The sequence below is a fragment of the Namhaeicola litoreus genome (assembly GCF_042679565.1).
GTDB lineage: Bacteria > Bacteroidota > Bacteroidia > Flavobacteriales > Flavobacteriaceae > Namhaeicola > Namhaeicola litoreus.
In genome coordinates this window covers 389,923-406,865 of record NZ_JBHTMY010000002.1, presented here as the reverse complement: position 1 = coordinate 406,865, position 16,943 = coordinate 389,923, and the positions used below count along the sequence as shown (strand labels likewise).

20 protein-coding genes are annotated in these 16,943 nt (G+C 34.3%); 12 read left to right on the top strand and 8 right to left on the bottom strand.

Annotation, left to right across the window (positions count from 1 at the left end; translation table 11 throughout):
* Positions 1 to 2: 2 nt before the first annotated feature.
* Complete coding sequence (gene hypE / locus ACFQ39_RS03665) at positions 3 to 1,010, top strand: hydrogenase expression/formation protein HypE (RefSeq protein WP_377176562.1); 1,008 nt, start codon at positions 3 to 5, stop codon at positions 1,008 to 1,010.
* Here the strand turns inward: hypE and ACFQ39_RS03660 are convergent.
* From ACFQ39_RS03660 to ACFQ39_RS03645, 4 genes are read right to left on the bottom strand one after another with little or no spacing between them, the layout of a single operon-like run.
* Entirely contained in the window at positions 993 to 1,697 is a 705-nt protein-coding gene (locus tag ACFQ39_RS03660; RefSeq protein ID WP_377176560.1) for an urease accessory protein UreH domain-containing protein, read from the bottom strand. The two genes, hypE and ACFQ39_RS03660, sit on opposite strands and share 18 nt — an antisense overlap.
* Positions 1,698 to 1,715: 18 nt before the next feature.
* Positions 1,716 to 3,446, bottom strand: coding sequence for a thiamine pyrophosphate-binding protein (locus ACFQ39_RS03655; protein WP_377176558.1), 1,731 nt, complete (start codon positions 3,444 to 3,446; stop codon positions 1,716 to 1,718).
* 4 nt (positions 3,447 to 3,450) lie between these two features.
* Positions 3,451 to 5,094 carry an FAD-dependent oxidoreductase gene (locus tag ACFQ39_RS03650; RefSeq protein WP_377176556.1) on the bottom strand — a complete coding sequence of 548 codons (1,644 nt, stop codon included), beginning with the start codon at positions 5,092 to 5,094 and terminating at the stop codon, positions 3,451 to 3,453.
* A gap of 20 nt (positions 5,095 to 5,114) precedes the next feature.
* Entirely contained in the window at positions 5,115 to 5,618 is a 504-nt protein-coding gene (locus tag ACFQ39_RS03645) for a DUF456 domain-containing protein (RefSeq protein WP_377176554.1), read from the bottom strand.
* A gap of 202 nt (positions 5,619 to 5,820) precedes the next feature.
* On the opposite strand from ACFQ39_RS03645, the gene ACFQ39_RS03640 reads away from it, so the two are divergent.
* Entirely contained in the window at positions 5,821 to 6,297 is a 477-nt protein-coding gene (locus ACFQ39_RS03640; RefSeq protein ID WP_377176552.1) for a hypothetical protein, read from the top strand.
* Between the two features lies 1 nt (position 6,298).
* Here the strand turns inward: ACFQ39_RS03640 and ACFQ39_RS03635 are convergent, their stop codons facing one another.
* On the bottom strand, positions 6,299 to 7,384 hold the full coding sequence (locus ACFQ39_RS03635; RefSeq protein WP_377176550.1) for a glycosyltransferase family 2 protein: 1,086 nt from the start codon (positions 7,382 to 7,384) through the stop codon (positions 6,299 to 6,301).
* A 42-nt stretch (positions 7,385 to 7,426) separates the two neighbouring features.
* Entirely contained in the window at positions 7,427 to 8,197 is a 771-nt protein-coding gene (locus tag ACFQ39_RS03630) for a hypothetical protein (RefSeq protein ID WP_377176548.1), read from the bottom strand.
* Positions 8,198 to 8,438: 241 nt separating this feature from the next.
* On the opposite strand from ACFQ39_RS03630, the gene ruvC reads away from it, so the two are divergent.
* Positions 8,439 to 8,993, top strand: coding sequence for a crossover junction endodeoxyribonuclease RuvC (gene ruvC, locus ACFQ39_RS03625; RefSeq protein ID WP_377177530.1), 555 nt, complete (start codon positions 8,439 to 8,441; stop codon positions 8,991 to 8,993).
* Between the two features lie 144 nt (positions 8,994 to 9,137).
* On the opposite strand, the gene ACFQ39_RS03620 is transcribed toward ruvC, so the two are convergent.
* A complete protein-coding gene (locus tag ACFQ39_RS03620; protein ID WP_377176547.1) occupies positions 9,138 to 9,425 on the bottom strand; it encodes a hypothetical protein in 288 nt (95 codons plus the stop codon).
* 199 nt (positions 9,426 to 9,624) lie between these two features.
* On the opposite strand from ACFQ39_RS03620, the gene ACFQ39_RS03615 reads away from it, so the two are divergent.
* From ACFQ39_RS03615 to ACFQ39_RS03580, 8 genes are all read left to right on the top strand, one after another.
* Positions 9,625 to 10,086: a hypothetical protein gene (locus ACFQ39_RS03615; RefSeq protein WP_377176545.1), complete on the top strand. Its 462-nt coding sequence runs from the start codon at positions 9,625 to 9,627 to the stop codon at positions 10,084 to 10,086.
* A 3-nt stretch (positions 10,087 to 10,089) separates the two neighbouring features.
* On the top strand, positions 10,090 to 10,959 hold the full coding sequence (locus ACFQ39_RS03610; RefSeq protein WP_377176543.1) for an ABC transporter ATP-binding protein: 870 nt from the start codon (positions 10,090 to 10,092) through the stop codon (positions 10,957 to 10,959).
* Positions 10,959 to 11,792: an ABC transporter permease subunit gene (locus ACFQ39_RS03605; protein WP_377176541.1), complete on the top strand. Its 834-nt coding sequence runs from the start codon at positions 10,959 to 10,961 to the stop codon at positions 11,790 to 11,792. The genes ACFQ39_RS03610 and ACFQ39_RS03605 overlap by 1 nt, the downstream gene beginning before the upstream one ends.
* The gene (locus ACFQ39_RS03600; protein ID WP_377176539.1) at positions 11,789 to 12,403 is read left to right on the top strand and encodes a hypothetical protein; all 615 of its coding nucleotides are present in this window, start codon (positions 11,789 to 11,791) and stop codon (positions 12,401 to 12,403) included. Before ACFQ39_RS03605 ends, ACFQ39_RS03600 begins: the two co-directional genes overlap by 4 nt.
* Positions 12,403 to 13,536 (top strand): radical SAM family heme chaperone HemW, encoded by a 1,134-nt coding sequence (gene hemW, locus ACFQ39_RS03595; protein ID WP_377176537.1) that lies wholly within the window; start codon positions 12,403 to 12,405, stop codon positions 13,534 to 13,536. Before ACFQ39_RS03600 ends, hemW begins: the two co-directional genes overlap by 1 nt.
* Before the next feature lie 21 nt (positions 13,537 to 13,557).
* Complete coding sequence (locus ACFQ39_RS03590) at positions 13,558 to 14,190, top strand: DUF4230 domain-containing protein (protein ID WP_377176535.1); 633 nt, start codon at positions 13,558 to 13,560, stop codon at positions 14,188 to 14,190.
* A gap of 69 nt (positions 14,191 to 14,259) precedes the next feature.
* The gene (locus ACFQ39_RS03585) at positions 14,260 to 14,637 is read left to right on the top strand and encodes an OsmC family protein (RefSeq protein ID WP_377176533.1); all 378 of its coding nucleotides are present in this window, start codon (positions 14,260 to 14,262) and stop codon (positions 14,635 to 14,637) included.
* A gap of 49 nt (positions 14,638 to 14,686) precedes the next feature.
* Positions 14,687 to 15,043 (top strand): MmcQ/YjbR family DNA-binding protein, encoded by a 357-nt coding sequence (locus ACFQ39_RS03580; protein ID WP_377176531.1) that lies wholly within the window; start codon positions 14,687 to 14,689, stop codon positions 15,041 to 15,043.
* Here ACFQ39_RS03580 and ACFQ39_RS03575 read toward each other — a convergent pair.
* Positions 15,035 to 15,895 carry an AraC family transcriptional regulator gene (locus tag ACFQ39_RS03575; RefSeq protein WP_377176529.1) on the bottom strand — a complete coding sequence of 287 codons (861 nt, stop codon included), beginning with the start codon at positions 15,893 to 15,895 and terminating at the stop codon, positions 15,035 to 15,037. The two genes, ACFQ39_RS03580 and ACFQ39_RS03575, sit on opposite strands and share 9 nt — an antisense overlap.
* A 129-nt stretch (positions 15,896 to 16,024) precedes the next feature.
* Here ACFQ39_RS03575 and ACFQ39_RS03570 point away from each other — a divergent pair, with 129 nt between their 5' ends.
* The gene (locus ACFQ39_RS03570; protein WP_377176527.1) at positions 16,025 to 16,933 is read left to right on the top strand and encodes a dihydrodipicolinate synthase family protein; all 909 of its coding nucleotides are present in this window, start codon (positions 16,025 to 16,027) and stop codon (positions 16,931 to 16,933) included.
* Positions 16,934 to 16,943 lie beyond the last annotated feature (10 nt).

Below are 16,943 nucleotides of genomic sequence, written 5' to 3'. Positions count from 1 at the left end.
CTATGGAAGATCGAATACAGTTAGGTCATGGAAGTGGAGGAATCATGACAAAAGAATTACTCGATGAGCTTATTTTTGAGGCATTTTCCAATCCATATTTGGATAAAAAACATGATGGATCTGTAGTAAAACTGAATGGTAAAATGGCGATATCGACAGATAGTTTTGTGGTTTCGCCTATATTTTTTAAAGGAGGAAATATTGGTGATTTGGCTATAAACGGAACGGTGAATGATGTAGCAATGTGTGGTGCGATTCCTAAATTTCTTACGCTCAGTTTTATCATAGAAGAAGGTCTTTTGATGGAGGATTTCAAGCGAATTATCCAATCCATCAAACAAGCCGCAGCGTTGTGTAAGGTTGAAATTATAACAGGTGATACAAAAGTGGTTGAACGAGGAAAGGGTGATAAAATATTTATCAATACAACAGGTTTTGGACCTATGCATTCTAAGGCAGATATTTCAATAGATAGAATTAAGGAGGGAGATAAAATTATTATCAATGGAAATATTGCTCAGCACGGGATAGCCATTATGTCTCAGAGAGAAGGTCTCACTTTTGAATCAGAAATTGAAAGTGATACGACTCATTTACATGAACTCGTGGAAGATTTGTTAGACGCATTTGGTGAAAAAATCAAACTTTTTAGAGATCCTACGCGTGGAGGTGTGGCCAGCGTTCTTTCGGAAATTTCAGGAGAAACCAGTTTAGGAATCACTTTAAAAGAGAATAAATTACCCATAGATAAACAGGTAAAAGCCGTATGTGAATTACTCGGTTTAGATCCGCTTTATGTAGCAAATGAAGGTCTGTTTTTGGCCATTGTAGATCCAGAAATCGAATCAGCAGTATTAACCCTGTTGCGATCTAAAAGTAAAGGTAAAAACAGTCAAACGATTGGTGAATTCACAAAGGACCATCCTCATAAAGTAGTAATGAATAGTGTGATTGGCGGAAAAAGAATTGTCACTCCTTTGCTCGGAGAACAGTTACCCCGGATTTGTTGAGAGCAACCAATAGACCCCAATAATCAGTGCAAAAATGCCACCCATCAATCGAATTCCATTGAAAAAATAATCATTGTGCTCGTTTTTTGCAAGTGATGAAACCCTCCCAATTACGGCTGCATACGCAATCATTGCAATTAATATTCCCAGCGCAAATCCAAAAATATACAACAATGCATCACTTGTTTTTTCAAAACCTAACACAGGTAAAAATAAAATGAAATGGGCAATACCCGCCAATCCATGTAAAAATCCAATCAAAAAGGAGCTAAGTAAGTTTTGTTTCTTTTCTGAATGATGTGCATGGTGATGTCCGGTAGTGTCATGGTGTTGATGCGGATGTGTATGTATTTTTGGATTATGGGCATGAATGTGCAAGTGTTTATGTTTTCTTTTTTCTTTAAAAATCTTGTACAAAGAAGCAATTCCGATAAATATGAGAACAATGCCTACCAATTGCTCGCTATAATTAGAAATTTTTTCAACTGGGATAAGCTCTCTAAAGAAATAGAATAAGAGTCCAATAACAATCATTCCTGCTAAATGACCAATCCCCCAAAACAAACCAACTTTCCATGCCTTGCGTTTTGTTTCTATGGCAAAAGGAGTAACCGCTGCCAAATGATCTGGACCAGAAAGGACATGTAAAATAGAGGCCAACAAACCTGCAAAAAATGTAAACTGCATAGCGTAAACTAATTAAAATTAACCCATTAAGTGTCGTTTTGCTGCTCTACCTAAAAAGCGTATTTTTTCTTTTAAACTAAATCTCGCTAAGTTTACTTTTACCACTCCTTTTGTCATATAAGTTTTTTTAGAATAGTCTATTTTCACATCTACGATAATTGGTTGTTCTTTGTTTGGATGATTAAAAATGGCATTCATTTGCTGCTCCAAATCAAGATCATTAAGGATAGGATAATATGCTGCACCTACGGCATCTGCAATTCCTTTAAACTGCACATTTCCAATAACCGTAGCTACTTTTCGCTTTAGTGGAATTTTTTGAAACTGAGAAATTTGTCCCAACTCGCCATCATGAAAAATAAAATAAATGACACCTAATCTTTGAGTAGAAGCGGTCAAGGTTTCTAATCCGGTCATTAAAAAACCACCATCACCTACTATACCGATAACTTGATTGTTTGGATTGTGCAATTTTGCACCAATTACGGCAGGAACACAAAAGCCCATACAATTAAAATCAGTAGGAGAAACAAAATGTCTGGCTTTGTTTACAGGTAAAAGTTCTGCGGCTAAATAAGTGTGTTTGCCATCATCAACAATAAAAAAAGTGTCGTCATTGGTGTGTTTTGTCAGTGAATTAAAAAAATGTCCCGGACTAACTTTTTCTTTGTTTACAGAAACATGCCATTCCTTAAAGTATTCTTGTTTTTCTTTTTTTATGAGCTCCTGAAGATCTTTTGAGTCTCTTTTGATCGCAGTTGTTTTTAAGATTTTAGATAACATCTCTAAAGCTTCTTTGGCATCTGCCTGAATGGCAATTTTTGCAGGATAATTCTTATGAAAAACGGCTTGATTGATATCTATATGAATGAGGTTTTCAGGTACGCTTACGCCAAAACTACCCGTACCTATTTCTGAAAATCTAACACCAACCGCTAATAGGGCATCACAATTCTTAAAAGCTTTTTGACAAGCAGGAACTGAATTTGGTCCAAAACCAAACCCTGTGTGCAAAGGGTGTGATGCAGGAAAGGACGCTTTACCCTGAAGGGTTGTTGATACGGGTGCGCCAATTGTTTCAGCAATTTCAATAAGTTCTTTGGTAGCTCCTGCTGCACCCCAACCTATATAGATACCTGGATTTTTTGCTTTAGTTAATAGTTCTGCAGCTGCAACCAAAGCACTTTGATCAAATTCTGGGTTAGTGATATTTTTCTTATAGGAAGGCAAAGATTTGACTTCGCCTTTAAACATTTGTATCTCTGTAGGAACTTCGATAAAAACTGGTCCGGGTTCACCAGAGGTAGCAATATCAAAAGCTTTATAAATCGTTGAAATTGCCTCTTCGTGTGAAGTAATTTTAAAATATGCTTTGGTAATTTCTTTGACCAAATTGCCTTGATTGAGTTGATGTAATTGGTAATGCCTTCCGGTATCTAGTCTGGTGCCGCCAGAAATAACAAGCATGGGAATACCATCTAAAAAAGCTTCGCCAATTCCGCTCATGGCATGGGTTGTTCCCGCCGCCGGAACAATCATTAAAGTGCCTATCTGATCTGAGGTGCATGAAGAGCCCAAGGCCATAAACGATGCACCGCCTTCATGGGTGACCAAAATTGGTTCGATCTGTTCGGAATTATTTACTTCATCGTACAATTCGATATTGTGTACGCCGGGAATTCCAAATGTAAATTTTACGCCGATCTGCTCTAAGGCATAAACAACTAATTGTGCTCCGGTTTTTTGCATGGCTCTATTTTAAAATTTTTTTAGTAATGTGTTCAGCTGCTTTTTGCGCTGTAAAAATACAAGTTGTTAGAAAAGTTCCTTCTAAAGCTCTTTTTCCATGTGATCCACCACCTCCAAAACCGGCAGCTTCTCCCACAGCGTATAAATTATGAAATGCTTTTTGTTCATTATTTTTATCAGGAATAGACAATACTTGAGATTGTAAATTTGTTTGTATTCCACCCAAACTTTTTCTTGAAAGAATAAACTCCCTAATAGCAATAAGCGGATAGGCATTTTTTTGATCTAAGGGTTGAGGCTTTAAGGTCCTTGCTTTATCTCCTCTATATTCTCTGGCTTTGCTAATCAATCGGATCTGCTCATCTTTTAAAGGGTCTTTTCCTTTTTCAAAATTTATATCGTAACTTTTTATAGATGCCTTGAGGATGTCTACATTCACGTCATTTGTACCTGTAAGGCTATTCATTTTATCTGCCAACGCTTCGATACTATTTGCTACAATGTAATTGGGAGAATCTTCTTCCAGCGAACTGATCAATTTTTTATTTCCAAAAAGGATGGTTGACAAGAAACCAAAAAGGCTTTTATTTTTTATGCCATCATTAAATTCTGCTCCCGAAACAGCTAGTTCTTTAAGAGCTATTTTTTTATTCAAGATCTGCCAAGAGTATTGTTTTTCTTGTTCACAAATTTTTGTGACCAAATACCGAGTGTCATAAGCTGTTATCAAAGGTTTTGGGCCTATTCTTTCTCCCATATAATTTAACCAAAGTGCAGATTTTGGTGGAACCAAACTGAGTCCGTGATTTTCTCTTTTAGGATAAGGATGTGGGATGCCTGCCGCATAATTCCACATATGATCTAAATGAACGATATTTCCGCCTAATTTCTCTACTTTTTCATGGATGATCCCATCAGAGTATTGATGAGAACCATTTAGAATTTTTTCCGGTGGTTTATTCCATTCTTTGTGCCAATACTGTTTTACCTTTTCTATATTTCCATTGATCCCGCCGGTAGCTACCACAAATTCATCTGCATGACAAACGAAGTCTTCCTTTGTTTTTTCATTTACACCATTAATGGCAGAAATTTTTCCATTTGCAAGATTAAAATCTTCAACAAAATGCTCAAAGTATATGGTTAAGTTTTTGAAATTCATATGCGCTTTGAGTGATGATAGAATTGCTTCCATCAATCCATGTCCAGTGCCCCAAACCATATGAAATCTCGGAACAGAATTTCCAGGGACATCCAACCCTCTTTCAACCCAATGCACAATGGGGAAAAACTTGATTTTTCTATTTTTTAACCATTGGTACAGCAAATGATTCTCTTCTATAAATGATTTAGCCCAAAGCTTTCCCCACTTTTCATCTTGATCAAATTCTGCGAACGAAAACCAATCCTTTATCGCATTTTCAATACTGTCATTGATTTTCGAAAAACGTTGTTGAGGAGAGTTTACAAAAAACATTCCCCCAAAAGATTCTTTTGCTAAACCGCCAAAATTTTCTTCAATATCCCGGTCGAAGAGGATAATTTTTTTACCCGAATCGAGTAATTCAAGAGCGGTTACGATACCTGAAATTCCACCTCCAATAATGGCGATATCAGCTGAATAATTATTTTTAGAATGAGCAGTCAAAACAAAATTTTACTTTGAGGTTAATTTACCAAATTATCCCAATTTGTCAGTGCTTGTTGGATGAAAATTCCAGTAAACGCAACACTAACAATCAATTTTAAAGTAGTAGAAGCCAAAAATCCAAGAAAACTTCCAATGGCTGCTTTGCCAGCTCGATTTGGATTTTTAGAATCGTGAATCATTTCTCCAACAAAAGCGCCAACGAATGCTCCAATAACAAATCCAAAGGGTATTGGAACAAGAAGGCCTATAATCAAACCAATGGTTGTTCCATATGCACCGTATTTTGTACCGCCAAATTTTTTTGTACCCATGGCCGGAATGACATAGTCTAGAACTTGTATGAGGATCGAAATAAATAAAGTGATACCTATAATCCAGTAATTCATATCAATAGGCGAAGTAAAATAGAGAAGTAAAATACCTATCCATCCCATAAAAGGCCCTGGTAAAACAGGTAAAAGAGCACCAACAATTCCGATCAGACAAAATATAAAACCAACGATGAGTAAAAATATATCCATGAGCATAAATTAGATTTAAAAAGTATGAATTTTATTTTGATTGAAAGCTGAATAATCGAGATAATAATCGGGTGTAGGCCGATTTATTATCATGTCAAAAATGGCATATTTGGCTCTATTTTGGGATTTTATCATTCATTTTTAACAAAAAACAATAATCAATTAAAATATTTGTACTTTCACCCAATTGTAATCATCTCAAATGTTTAAATGGGGCTTTTTTGGACTTGTTTTGCTTACTTTGCTTTCATGCGAAATGATTTCGAATCCCCAAAAAACTACCCAACAAATCACTTTAGACACTATTTTAGACTTGTCTACTGTAGATGTATATCCGCTTTTTGAAACATGTCAGAATTTTGATTCATCCACCCAAAATTATTGCTTTGAGCAAACTTTAAAGGAAGAGTTGGAAGAGAGAATAAACGAACATGTTTTTGAAGTTTATACAGAATTTAATGACACCATTTACGCTCGTATTGGATTTGAAAATACAGGAAAAATGTACGTTAAAGACTTGCAATTATCCGAACTGGTGAAAAAAGAAATTCCTGATTTTGATACTATTTTTAGGGATGAAGTTGAGAAATTCCCAACTTTTTTGCAATCTTCAACAAAAAGAGGAATTCCTGTTCATTCTGTTTTTACATTACCTATAATCATCAAAGTAAAATCTTGATTTATTTTTGATAGCGCCTCTCTTTCCATGTAAAGCCAAAGAATGATTGAAAGCCTATATACACATTTAAGAAGGGATAAATCAAGCTAGAAACTAAAAAAAATAGTGGAACAATGGGTCTGTTGAACAACACTTTACCATTAACTATTAAGGATAGATCAGCAAGTATTTTTATAATAATACTGAGGAGGGCAAAAGCCCATATTTGAGGGTAAAAAAATGCTGATAATAGTAAAACGACCAAAGTAAGGTTGCCAAAAAAAACAATCAATCCTGTAAGTTTACCAATCCTTTTTTTATATCCTCCAGACTTTGCGGCCCAGCGAATTCTCTGAGAGAAAAAGGCATTCCAAGAATTTTCTGTTTTCGTATTCACCATGCAATCCTTATGTTTTATAAAATGAACACTTTTTGGATATTGTTCAAGCATTTTTTCCATCAAAAAAAGATCGTCTCCGCCAGCAAAATCCTCATTTCCTTCGAATCCGTTCAGAGACAAAAAAGTAGTTTTATGATAACACAGATTAGCGCCATTGCACATAAATGGTTTACCCAAACCAAATGCGCCAATGGTGATAATTTGAAGACTTAAAAATTCAAAAAATTGTATTTGATCTAAAACTGTGTTTTTAATATTGGTATACCCAACCGGTGCAGCAAGCAGAACAGGTTCATATGTTTTGATGGCTTGGTCGTAGAGCTTCAACCAATTTTCTGGCACCCGACAGTCTGCATCGGTGGTAATGATCCAATTAAAATTAGACAGTTCAATGCCAGATAGAATGGCATCTTTTTTTGCAGAATTCGTCTTTCGATTGTTGTCGATAATCCGGATCTGTAAATTCGGGTTATCAGATGTAAAGGTATGTATGGCTTCCAGTGAATTGTCAGACGATTCATCATTGATCATCCATACTTCAAAGTTTTTTTTAGGATAATCTAATTGATCCAGACTTTGTAATAAACCAGGTAGCTGTTCGCCTTCATTCCGAAAAGGGATTAAAATTGAGAATTTGCTTTCATTTATGTTTTCTGAACTGGGAAATATACTGAGTCGTCTGTAACCCATACTGAAAAAAAAGAGCATCAGTACGTAAAAAAACAGCGGGATGAAGACAAATAGGATCAATTATTTAATGGGTACTTTAACTGATTTAGGTAAAGAAAAACGACAAACATAATAGCTTCCTAAAATGGAGGGTAGCGCAAAATTTAATAACCACATAAGTGTTGTAACCGTTAAAATGATTGATTCATTCACACCAAAAAGGCCAAAAAGAGTAAGCGCCACAGATCCTTTGATCAAAAAATCCAAAGCCACAAATCCCGGAATTAGAGAACTAAAAAAATACATTGAAAAAATGATTTGCATGCTTAGAAAATAATTTAGTTCAAGACCAAATAAAACTAGTAAAAAATAGAACTGATGCGAAAAAACCAAATACCTAAACACGCTTAAAAACAGGATATTGAGATGTGTCCTCATTCCCATATTCCGGTAAAATGAAAAAAATTTTTGAAAAAAATGAAAGAATCGTCCAGATCTCAAATAGGGGTAACATAATAAAAATACCAGGCTGAATAGACTAAAGCCTGCAATAATCCAATACAAATCGAGGAAATATTCTGTAAGAAAAAGTACTCCGATCAAACCAAAAAATAGGGTTATGACCATCTGAGAACTATTTCCCAATAAATTGAGTGCCATTATTTTTTTTCTATCACAACGTCTGTAATAAAGGACTTTAGCACCATACTCGCCAATTCTATTTGGCGTTAAAAGTGAGGCGGTTAAAGAGGATAAACTTTGTTCAAGGGCTTCTAAAAATGTAATATTTCGAATGTTGCTCACCAGCGTTTTCCATTTAAATATTTCCAAAAACCAATTGCAAAAAGTCATAAAAAGGATAACTAGAAGGGTCAATTTATTTTTTGTAAAATGGATTTGCCAGGCAGACATATTCAGACTAGAAAGGGTGTCATTTCCTTTTATTTTAAGAGCAATAACACCAAATGAACAAATTAAAATTGCCGCTTTTAACAGCCAGGTGAGTTCCGATTTGTATTTTGATAAGTTATTGTACATTTACACAAAGAAACAAAATATTTTAATCAGTGTTTCTTTAAAATTAACTTCGAATTTGCCAACAGAAAAGATCATATTAGGGATTGACCCAGGAACTACTATTATGGGTTTCGGTTTGATATTGGTCAGAAATAACCAGATGGGCCTTATCCAAATGGATGAGTTAATCTTGAAAAAGTACGATGATCATTATGTAAAATTGAGGAAAATATTCGAAAGAACTATTGAGATAATAGACAATTATCATCCAGATGAAATTGCCATAGAAGCCCCCTTTTTTGGAAAGAACATTCAATCAATGCTTAAACTAGGACGGGCCCAAGGTGTGGCAATGGCCGCCGGTCTCAGTCGTGATGTGCCGATTACAGAGTATTCTCCTAAAAAAATTAAAATGTCGATTACGGGAAACGGGAATGCGAGTAAAGAGCAAGTGGCAAAAATGCTGCAACAATTGTTAAAGATCAAAACATTGCCAACAAACCTTGATGCAACAGATGGGTTAGCAGCGGCTGTTTGTCACTTTTTTAATGAAGGAAAAATTGAAAATTCAAAGGGCTATAGTGGATGGGCATCTTTTGTTAGTCAGAATGAAAAGCGCATTGTCAAATAATTCTGGAAAAGAATATCAAAAAAAGATCGCCTCAAAAAACAATTACTACTCGGGGGGCAAACACAGAAAAGAAATAGTAATCATTATCAAGACGACCAATTCGGTTGGATAGTTGAAAAATTAAGGTTTGTTAGTGTGAAATTTTTAAATAACTACGTCGCACTCGATTTTTTTATACCGGTGATCTTGAGAAACCTTATGAATTCTAGATAAAACACTTGTTTTATCATTAGATTCCATTTGGTCTTTGTGTTCAACAGATTTCCAATATTCAATAAGATAAAACTTATTGGCTTTTACCTTATCCTTGAAAATGTGAAAACGATCTAGTCCTTTTGGTTTTTTGGTCAGATTGTCTTCGAACATGCTAAGTTCGTTTCCTGAGATACCATCCTTCTCATCTATTTTGAAGGATAAAATATTTACATACATGGGGTTTTGGGGGAATTTAAATTTTTCTGCAATATAGCGTTCAGAACAAATGTACTGAATGTTAGTGATTTATGCAATAGCCCTGTAAATTTTTAACTTATAAAAAAAATGAATACTTTTAGACATGCTTAAGTATTTCCCCCTACATACTGAGTCTTTCTCACTAGAAATCTTTTTAAAAAGGTTTATTAGATACGTAATGGCAAGTTATTTTTTACATTTATTTTTCTTTATAGGGATCCTCATTGCTTTTTTGGGTTTTAAAGGTTTGTTCGGTGCAGCATTTTTTTCATATCAAAACATTGGGTCATTATTTTTTTCCTTCTATGGATTGGGCTTGGCTTTTTTTGCGGAGGCAGATGCACTTGGCAGATATCAAAACTATAAGCAAATAAAAGATACGCTTTACAAAAGAGGGTTTGATACCAGATTGATTCGTCCTTTCATGTATTCAAAATGCCAAAGAGACGCTGTGCTGGTGGCAACAAAAGACTTAGGTTACACAGAAGAGGCAAAGGCTTATTTTAAGAAAAATGGATATCGCTGGTATCATATTTTACCTGATGCATTTATACAGAATCCTTTGGTGCTTTTTCATCGTAAATTTTGGACAAATATTTTGTTTACCAAAAGATATGTTCGACAATATTTCTTATGGTAACCTATGTTCTCAATAAAAAAAGTCTCTTTAACCCTAAACAATCAAACAATTTTAAAAGATGTTTCTTTTGATGCAAATCAGGGAGAAATAATTGGATTAATTGGTCCTAATGGTGCAGGTAAAAGTTCCTTGATCAAGGTTTTGGCTAATTTGGTTTATCCAGATTCTGGAGAAATATTAATAAATAAGAACAAATGCCATTTTGTAGATTTAAAAAATTATTGCGGTTATTTAATTGATTCTCCAGCTTTTTATCCTTTTTTAAGTGCAAGTCAAAACTTAGAATTATTCGCAAGAATCAACCAACTCAAAATCGACACACAAGCTTTATTGAATAGTGTAGGATTGTTTGATGCAGGTAAAAAAAAAGTGAGACATTTTTCAACTGGAATGAAGCAAAGACTTGCTATTGCGCAAACTTTAATTAGAGATCCGCAGGTACTGATTTTAGATGAGCCATTTAATGGATTGGACCCTAATGGATTTCAAGATTTAGTAAGTCTTATTCATAAAATTAATCAAGAAGGAAAAACGATTCTCATCTCTTCTCACCTGCTAAATGACCTAGAAGAACTGGCAACTCATTTTATATTGATGCATAAAGGAAAAATTGCGATGCAGATCTCCAAAGAAGACTTACAAAAAATTCCTAAAAAAGTGGAATTTATTTTTGAGACGGACATTTCTGAAAGTGCAAAGGAATTGTTTTCCGCACTGCATGTTGAAAAGATACAAGAAAAAAAGGTTTTGGTTAATTTAAAGCCGGATAAAATTGCAGAAACAATTTCTAAATTAGTTCATTCGGGGAATACACCGCTTAATGTGCAGACCAGAACAGTTTTACAAGATAAATACATGCAAATCACTCAATAATGTTTTTATTTCAGGTAGAAGTACAAAAATTGTTTAGTTCTTTTAGAACCTATACTTCTTTAGGAATAGCGGCATTGTTGATGTTGATTATCGATTTGGGCTTATACAATGATGGTAAAGATCTGTTTGATTTTTTATTACAATCTATCCAAGAAAACTTTTATATCGAGGGTAATATTGTAAATGGCTATTTGATCAGTTACCTCGCATTAAATACGCTATGGGTTCATTTACCAATTCTGGTGGTGATTGTAACCGCCTATATTTTTTCGGGAGAATTCGAAATGGGCACAATTCGGACCATGTTAACTCAGCCCATTAAAAGGAAAGAGTTACTCCTTGCTAAGATTGGTGCTATGTTATTGTTCGTATTACTTTTTATGCTTCTTTCGGGTTTTATGGCTTTAGTTCCCTCCGTACTTTTTTTTGGATTGGGAGATGTTATCGTCTTTATAGATGGGATTCAATTTATACAAGAGTCAACTTATTTGCTCAGGTACCTAAAAGCTTTATTTTTTGGCACTCTGGGTATGTTTGCATTTACCTGTATGGCTATGTATTTTGCCATTTATTTTCGCAATACTTTAACCGCTGTTTTATTGGTTTTAGGATTACTTATCGTGAGTACACTTTTGCAAACTTTTGTTTTCGGATTTTTTAGTCATTGGCAACCATTTTTATTTACCTATCATATGGCTAAGTGGCAGTTGTTTTTTGTTGATGAAGTACCTAAGAGTAGTATAAACCAATCCATTTTGTTTTTAACGCTGATGGCCTTATTTTTTATAGTTTTATCCTTTAGAAAGTTTCAAAAAATGCAAATAACAGAATGAAGCCTCTTTTATTTTTTTTCGTTTGTTTTTTATGGCAATTTTCAATTGCGCAACATGATGTGGTGATTGAAAAGCTTATTCAAAAATATGCTTACCAAGAAAAAATTAGCTGTACCATTCAAGTGAAAGTTGAGGTGGAAGGGATTAGAATTCCCGAAAAGGAAGTGTATGTCGAGTTTGACAAGGATAAAAAAATTGTTGTAAAAGGAGAAGGACTTGCACTTGTGCCAAAAAAAGGAACTGTAAATCAAATATTTGATTTTTTTGATTCACCATTTCAATCTATTTTTTTAGGTAAAGAAGGAGATGTATTGGTGTATAAACTTGTTTCTTTAGATCCTAAAAAGGACTGGATTACTGCAGATATTAAATTCGTAGAAGATGATTTACAAATTCTGGAGTCGGTTGTAAACACAAAAGAATACGGCAATTTTCAAACCATAAACCAATATATGAATGAGGATCTGCCTTCGCATTCAGAAATCACTTTTGAAGTTAAAAAATTTAAAGTGCCCCTAAAGTTTATTGGAAGGGAACAAAAGTGGAATAATTATCCTGAAAAAGATGAAAAAATAATGGGCAAAATTACCCTTAGATATACCTATCTGTAATGGCTGGAATTTATATTCATATACCGTTTTGTAAACAGGCCTGTTTTTATTGTGACTTCCATTTTTCTACTTCTTTAAAACACAAAACACCCTTGCTCGAAGCCTTGGCTAAAGAGATCGTTCTCAAGAAAAACGAATGTGATGAAGAAATAGAAACAATTTATTTTGGCGGAGGTACGCCAAGCCTTTTAAAGGCTGATGAAATTGATTTTTTACTCCAAATCATTTATGATAATTACCTAGTTTCAAAAAATGCGGAAATAAGTCTTGAAGCTAATCCTGATGATTTAGACAAAGAAAAAATTGTTGAACTATCAAAAACAAAAATCAATCGTTTGAGTATTGGGATTCAATCTTTTTTTGATGAAGATCTTGTTTATATGAATAGAGCTCATACCGCAAAGGAGGCAAAGAAATCATTGATTTTTGCAAAACAATATTTTGACAATATCACCATTGATCTGATCTATGGAATTCCCGGTTTAAGTAATAAGCGCTGGATTGAAAATATTCAAACAGCACTCGATTTAGGTATTCCTCATTTGAGTTGTTATGCCCTCACTGTAGAAGAAAAAACAGCTTTAGCTAGGTTTATAAAGTCAGGTAAATATCAACCGTTAAATGAAGAATTGGCATCAGAGCAATTTCAAATCTTATGTGAAATGCTTCACAATAAAGGATATGTTCAGTATGAAATTTCCAATTTTGGACTTCCAAACTATTTTTCTCAACACAACAGTGCTTATTGGAAGGGAGTAATCTACTTAGGAATTGGGCCATCAGCACATTCGTATGATGGAAAAAAGAGAGGTTGGAATATATCGAATAATGTAAAATATGTCAAAGCACTAAAAAACAATCAAATGCCTTTAGAAATAGAAGAGCTCAGTCTTTTCGATAGAATGAACGAAAAAATCATGATTGGCCTTCGCACCATTTGGGGGATATCTTTACCAGAGTTTGAAAATGAATTTGGAAAAGATAACCTGAATTCGCTTTTAAAGGTTGCGTCAAAGCATATAAAAGATGGTATGCTAATAGAGAAGGCAGATGCGTTAATGATTTCTCAACAAGGAAAGTTTTACGCTGATGGCATTGCCGCAGATCTGTTTTTTATCGATGAGAATGACTAAATTAGCCAAAAGAAATACCGTATGGAAGCACTTTTTGGATTATTGATTGGAGCAATTATTACCTATTTAATTCTTCAATATTTAAAATTGCAGAAAAGTAAAGAAAAGATCAATGTTCAGTCTGTAGTCTTAATGGAGAAAATCAGAAAAGTTTGTAAACTCATTACCGTTGAAGGAGAATTTTCTGAAATCTATCATTATGAAAATGTAAGAGAGCGTTTTTTAAATATGGTTTCGAGTAAAAAAAAGGCCATTATCTTAATTAATGCAAAAGCGCATGTTGGGTATGATCTGTCAAAAGTTAGGATGGAGGCGGTCAATGATAAAAAAACCATCAAACTCACTGCATTTCCGCAACCTGAAGTATTGAGTATAGATACAGATTTTAAATATTACGATAAAAAGGACGGATTGTTTAATAAGTTTGATACTTCCGATCTTACGGAACTCAATGTGAAGGCCAAAGAACATATTTTGGAGAAAGTGCCGGAAAGTGGCCTATTGGATACGGCAAAAAATGAGGCGCTTCAAGCTGTTTTAATGATGCAAACCATTGTAGAAACAATTGGTTGGCGCCTGGATTATCAAGATTTACTTCTACCCGATAAAAATATTGAGCTTGAAAAAAAGGATACAAAAAAATTGCTCAAGTAAAGTAATTCAGGTTACATGTTCCATGGTTTTCTAAGTTTACATTTGTGCTATAATTTTAAATAGTCATAAATGAAAATTGAAGTACAGTTTGATCAAACAGCGAATATTATTGCCAGTTATAAAGGAAAAGAAATCGGCATGACTGATTCTCCATACATGATTTATTTGGCTACTGTTGGAATGTGTTCTGCTGTTTATGTTAGAGCATTTTTACAGCAAAGGAATATGAGTTTAGCGGGTGTTACTTTGGATGAGTTGATCAAATATAATCAAGAAGAAAACAGGGTTGAACATATTGAAATACAGGTAAATTTGCCAGCTGGCTTTCCTGCGAAATACGAGAGAGCAATTAAAACCGTAGTAGATCAATGTCCGGTTAAAAAGCATTTCGTTTTGCCTCCAACGGTAAGTGTTGTGGCCAATTTAGAAGAAGAGGTCATCAGTTAAATTTGATACTGACTAAAACTTTCTTCGGAAAGTTTTAGTATTTTTAGGCATGAACATAGAAAACTTTCGTGCCTATTGTTTGCAAAAAAATCATGTTACAGAATCTTTTCCTTTTGACGATGTGACCTTAGTTTTTAAAGTTTGCAATAAGATTTTCGCTATCACGGGTTTAGACGAACAGGATTTTAGAGTAAACTTAAAATGTAACCCTGATTGGGCAATTGAATTACGAGAATCTTACCCTGCTGTAATTCCTGGCTATCATATGAACAAACAGCATTGGAATACGGTGATCATTGATGGTTCTATTCCAAAAGATTTGTTAATCCAATTGATAGATCATTCTTATGATTTGATCTTACAAAGTTTAACCAAAAAGGTGAAATTAGAATATGGTTTATTGTAACACTTTTTCTGATCTCAAATTTTTTCGGTAGGCGGTAGGCGTCATTTTCTTTTTTTCTTTAAATTTTCTATTAAAGTGGGTGATATTGTTAAAACCTGAAAGATACGCTACTTCGGCAATATCCAATTCATCCTTTGATAACAGTTTACAGGCATGACCCACGCGGATATCAATTAAAAAATTAAAGTAGGTTTTATTTGTTCTTTTCTTAAAATATCTACAGAACCCTTGAATGGTCATATTCGCTAAATCCGCAACTTCATCAAGTTGAATCTGCCCATTAAAATTGTTTAGCGTAAATTGAAAGATGTCTCTCATTCTACTACCATCTTCATCCGAATATTTTTTGGAAACAGTTGGTGAAGACAGTTTCTCACCTTTATGAGTGGATAAAATGGATAGAATTTCTATAAAATTGATAAACTGAGACAAAGGTTCCAAAGTGTGGTGTAGTATAAATTTATCCCTGAGATTTTTAGGATAATAGGATGTTTTTATTCCTTGTTGAGCCTTGATTAAGAGAGAATTTAATTTCGCTAACTCCGGAATCCTAAAAAAAGATTCTCCAAAAGTTTGCTCTGTAAAAAACAAAGAAATCATTTCTGATTTTTCTCCTTGTATTTTATCACTTTTAAACACATGTGGTAAATATTCTCCAATGATAAAAATGTCATTGGGTTTGAAGTCGCCAACACAATCACCAATCACAAAAGTTCCCTCACCTTTAAGTATAAGACTCAATTGGATTTCTTTGTGGTTATGGAGAGCATCATAAAAAGCATCATCACAATCCTTTTGATACAGAATGGAATGCTGTTCGCTTTTTACTATTTTGAAAGGTAATACTTTCATATAAAACGTATTATATTATACTAAAATAGCAATAAAATTACAAAAGTGGTTAATATAATACTACCATAGGTTAATTAAGCTGAATATTTTTTGGCAGTGAAGAACTAATTTTGATAAAAAATTTAGCAGATGAACCTACAATGGAAGGGCGTAATGCCTGCAGTGACAACAAAATTCACAAAAGATGATCAATTAGATTTAAACACCTTCGAAGTCAATATAAAGGCACAACTTCAAGCTGGAGTACACGGTATTATTTTGGGTGGAACATTGGGAGAAGCGAGTACTTTAACTGATGACGAAAAACGTATCCTCATAGAAAAAACTGTTGAAATTGTTAAAGGGAAGGTACCCGTTGTTATTAATATTGCCGAGCAATCTACAAAAAGTGCCATTCAAGCCGCACAGAATGCAAAGAAATACGGAGCTCATGGCTTAATGCTATTGCCTCCTATGCGTTATAAAGCAGATGACAGAGAGACAACTGTCTATTTCAAACGGATTGCCGAAAGCACAGACATGCCAATCATGATCTATAATAACCCCATTGATTATGGGATTGAAGTGACCTTAGATATGTTCGAAGAATTAAAGTCCTTTCCAAATATACAGGCAGTTAAGGAGTCTACTCGAGATATTACCAATGTAACGCGGATAAGAAATAGATTTGGCGATCGATATAAAATTTTATGTGGCGTTGACACATTGGCTTTGGAGAGCATAGCGATGGGTGCTGATGGCTGGGTAGCAGGCCTAGTTTGTGCCTTTCCCAAAGAAACTGTGGCCATTTATGAGTTGGTTAAAGCAGGAAGAATAGGAGAGGCCATTGAGATTTATCGTTGGTTTATGCCTTTATTGGAATTGGACATTCATAAAAAACTCGTTCAGAATATTAAATTAGCGGAAGTAGCAACAGGAATAGGAACTGAATTTGTGAGAGAACCGCGTTTGCCACTGGCAGGGGAAGAAAGAAAAAGGGTGTTACAAATTATAGAAAAAGGTGTAAAGAGCCGTCCAACTTTACCTAATTTCTCATAGCTTGCAATAA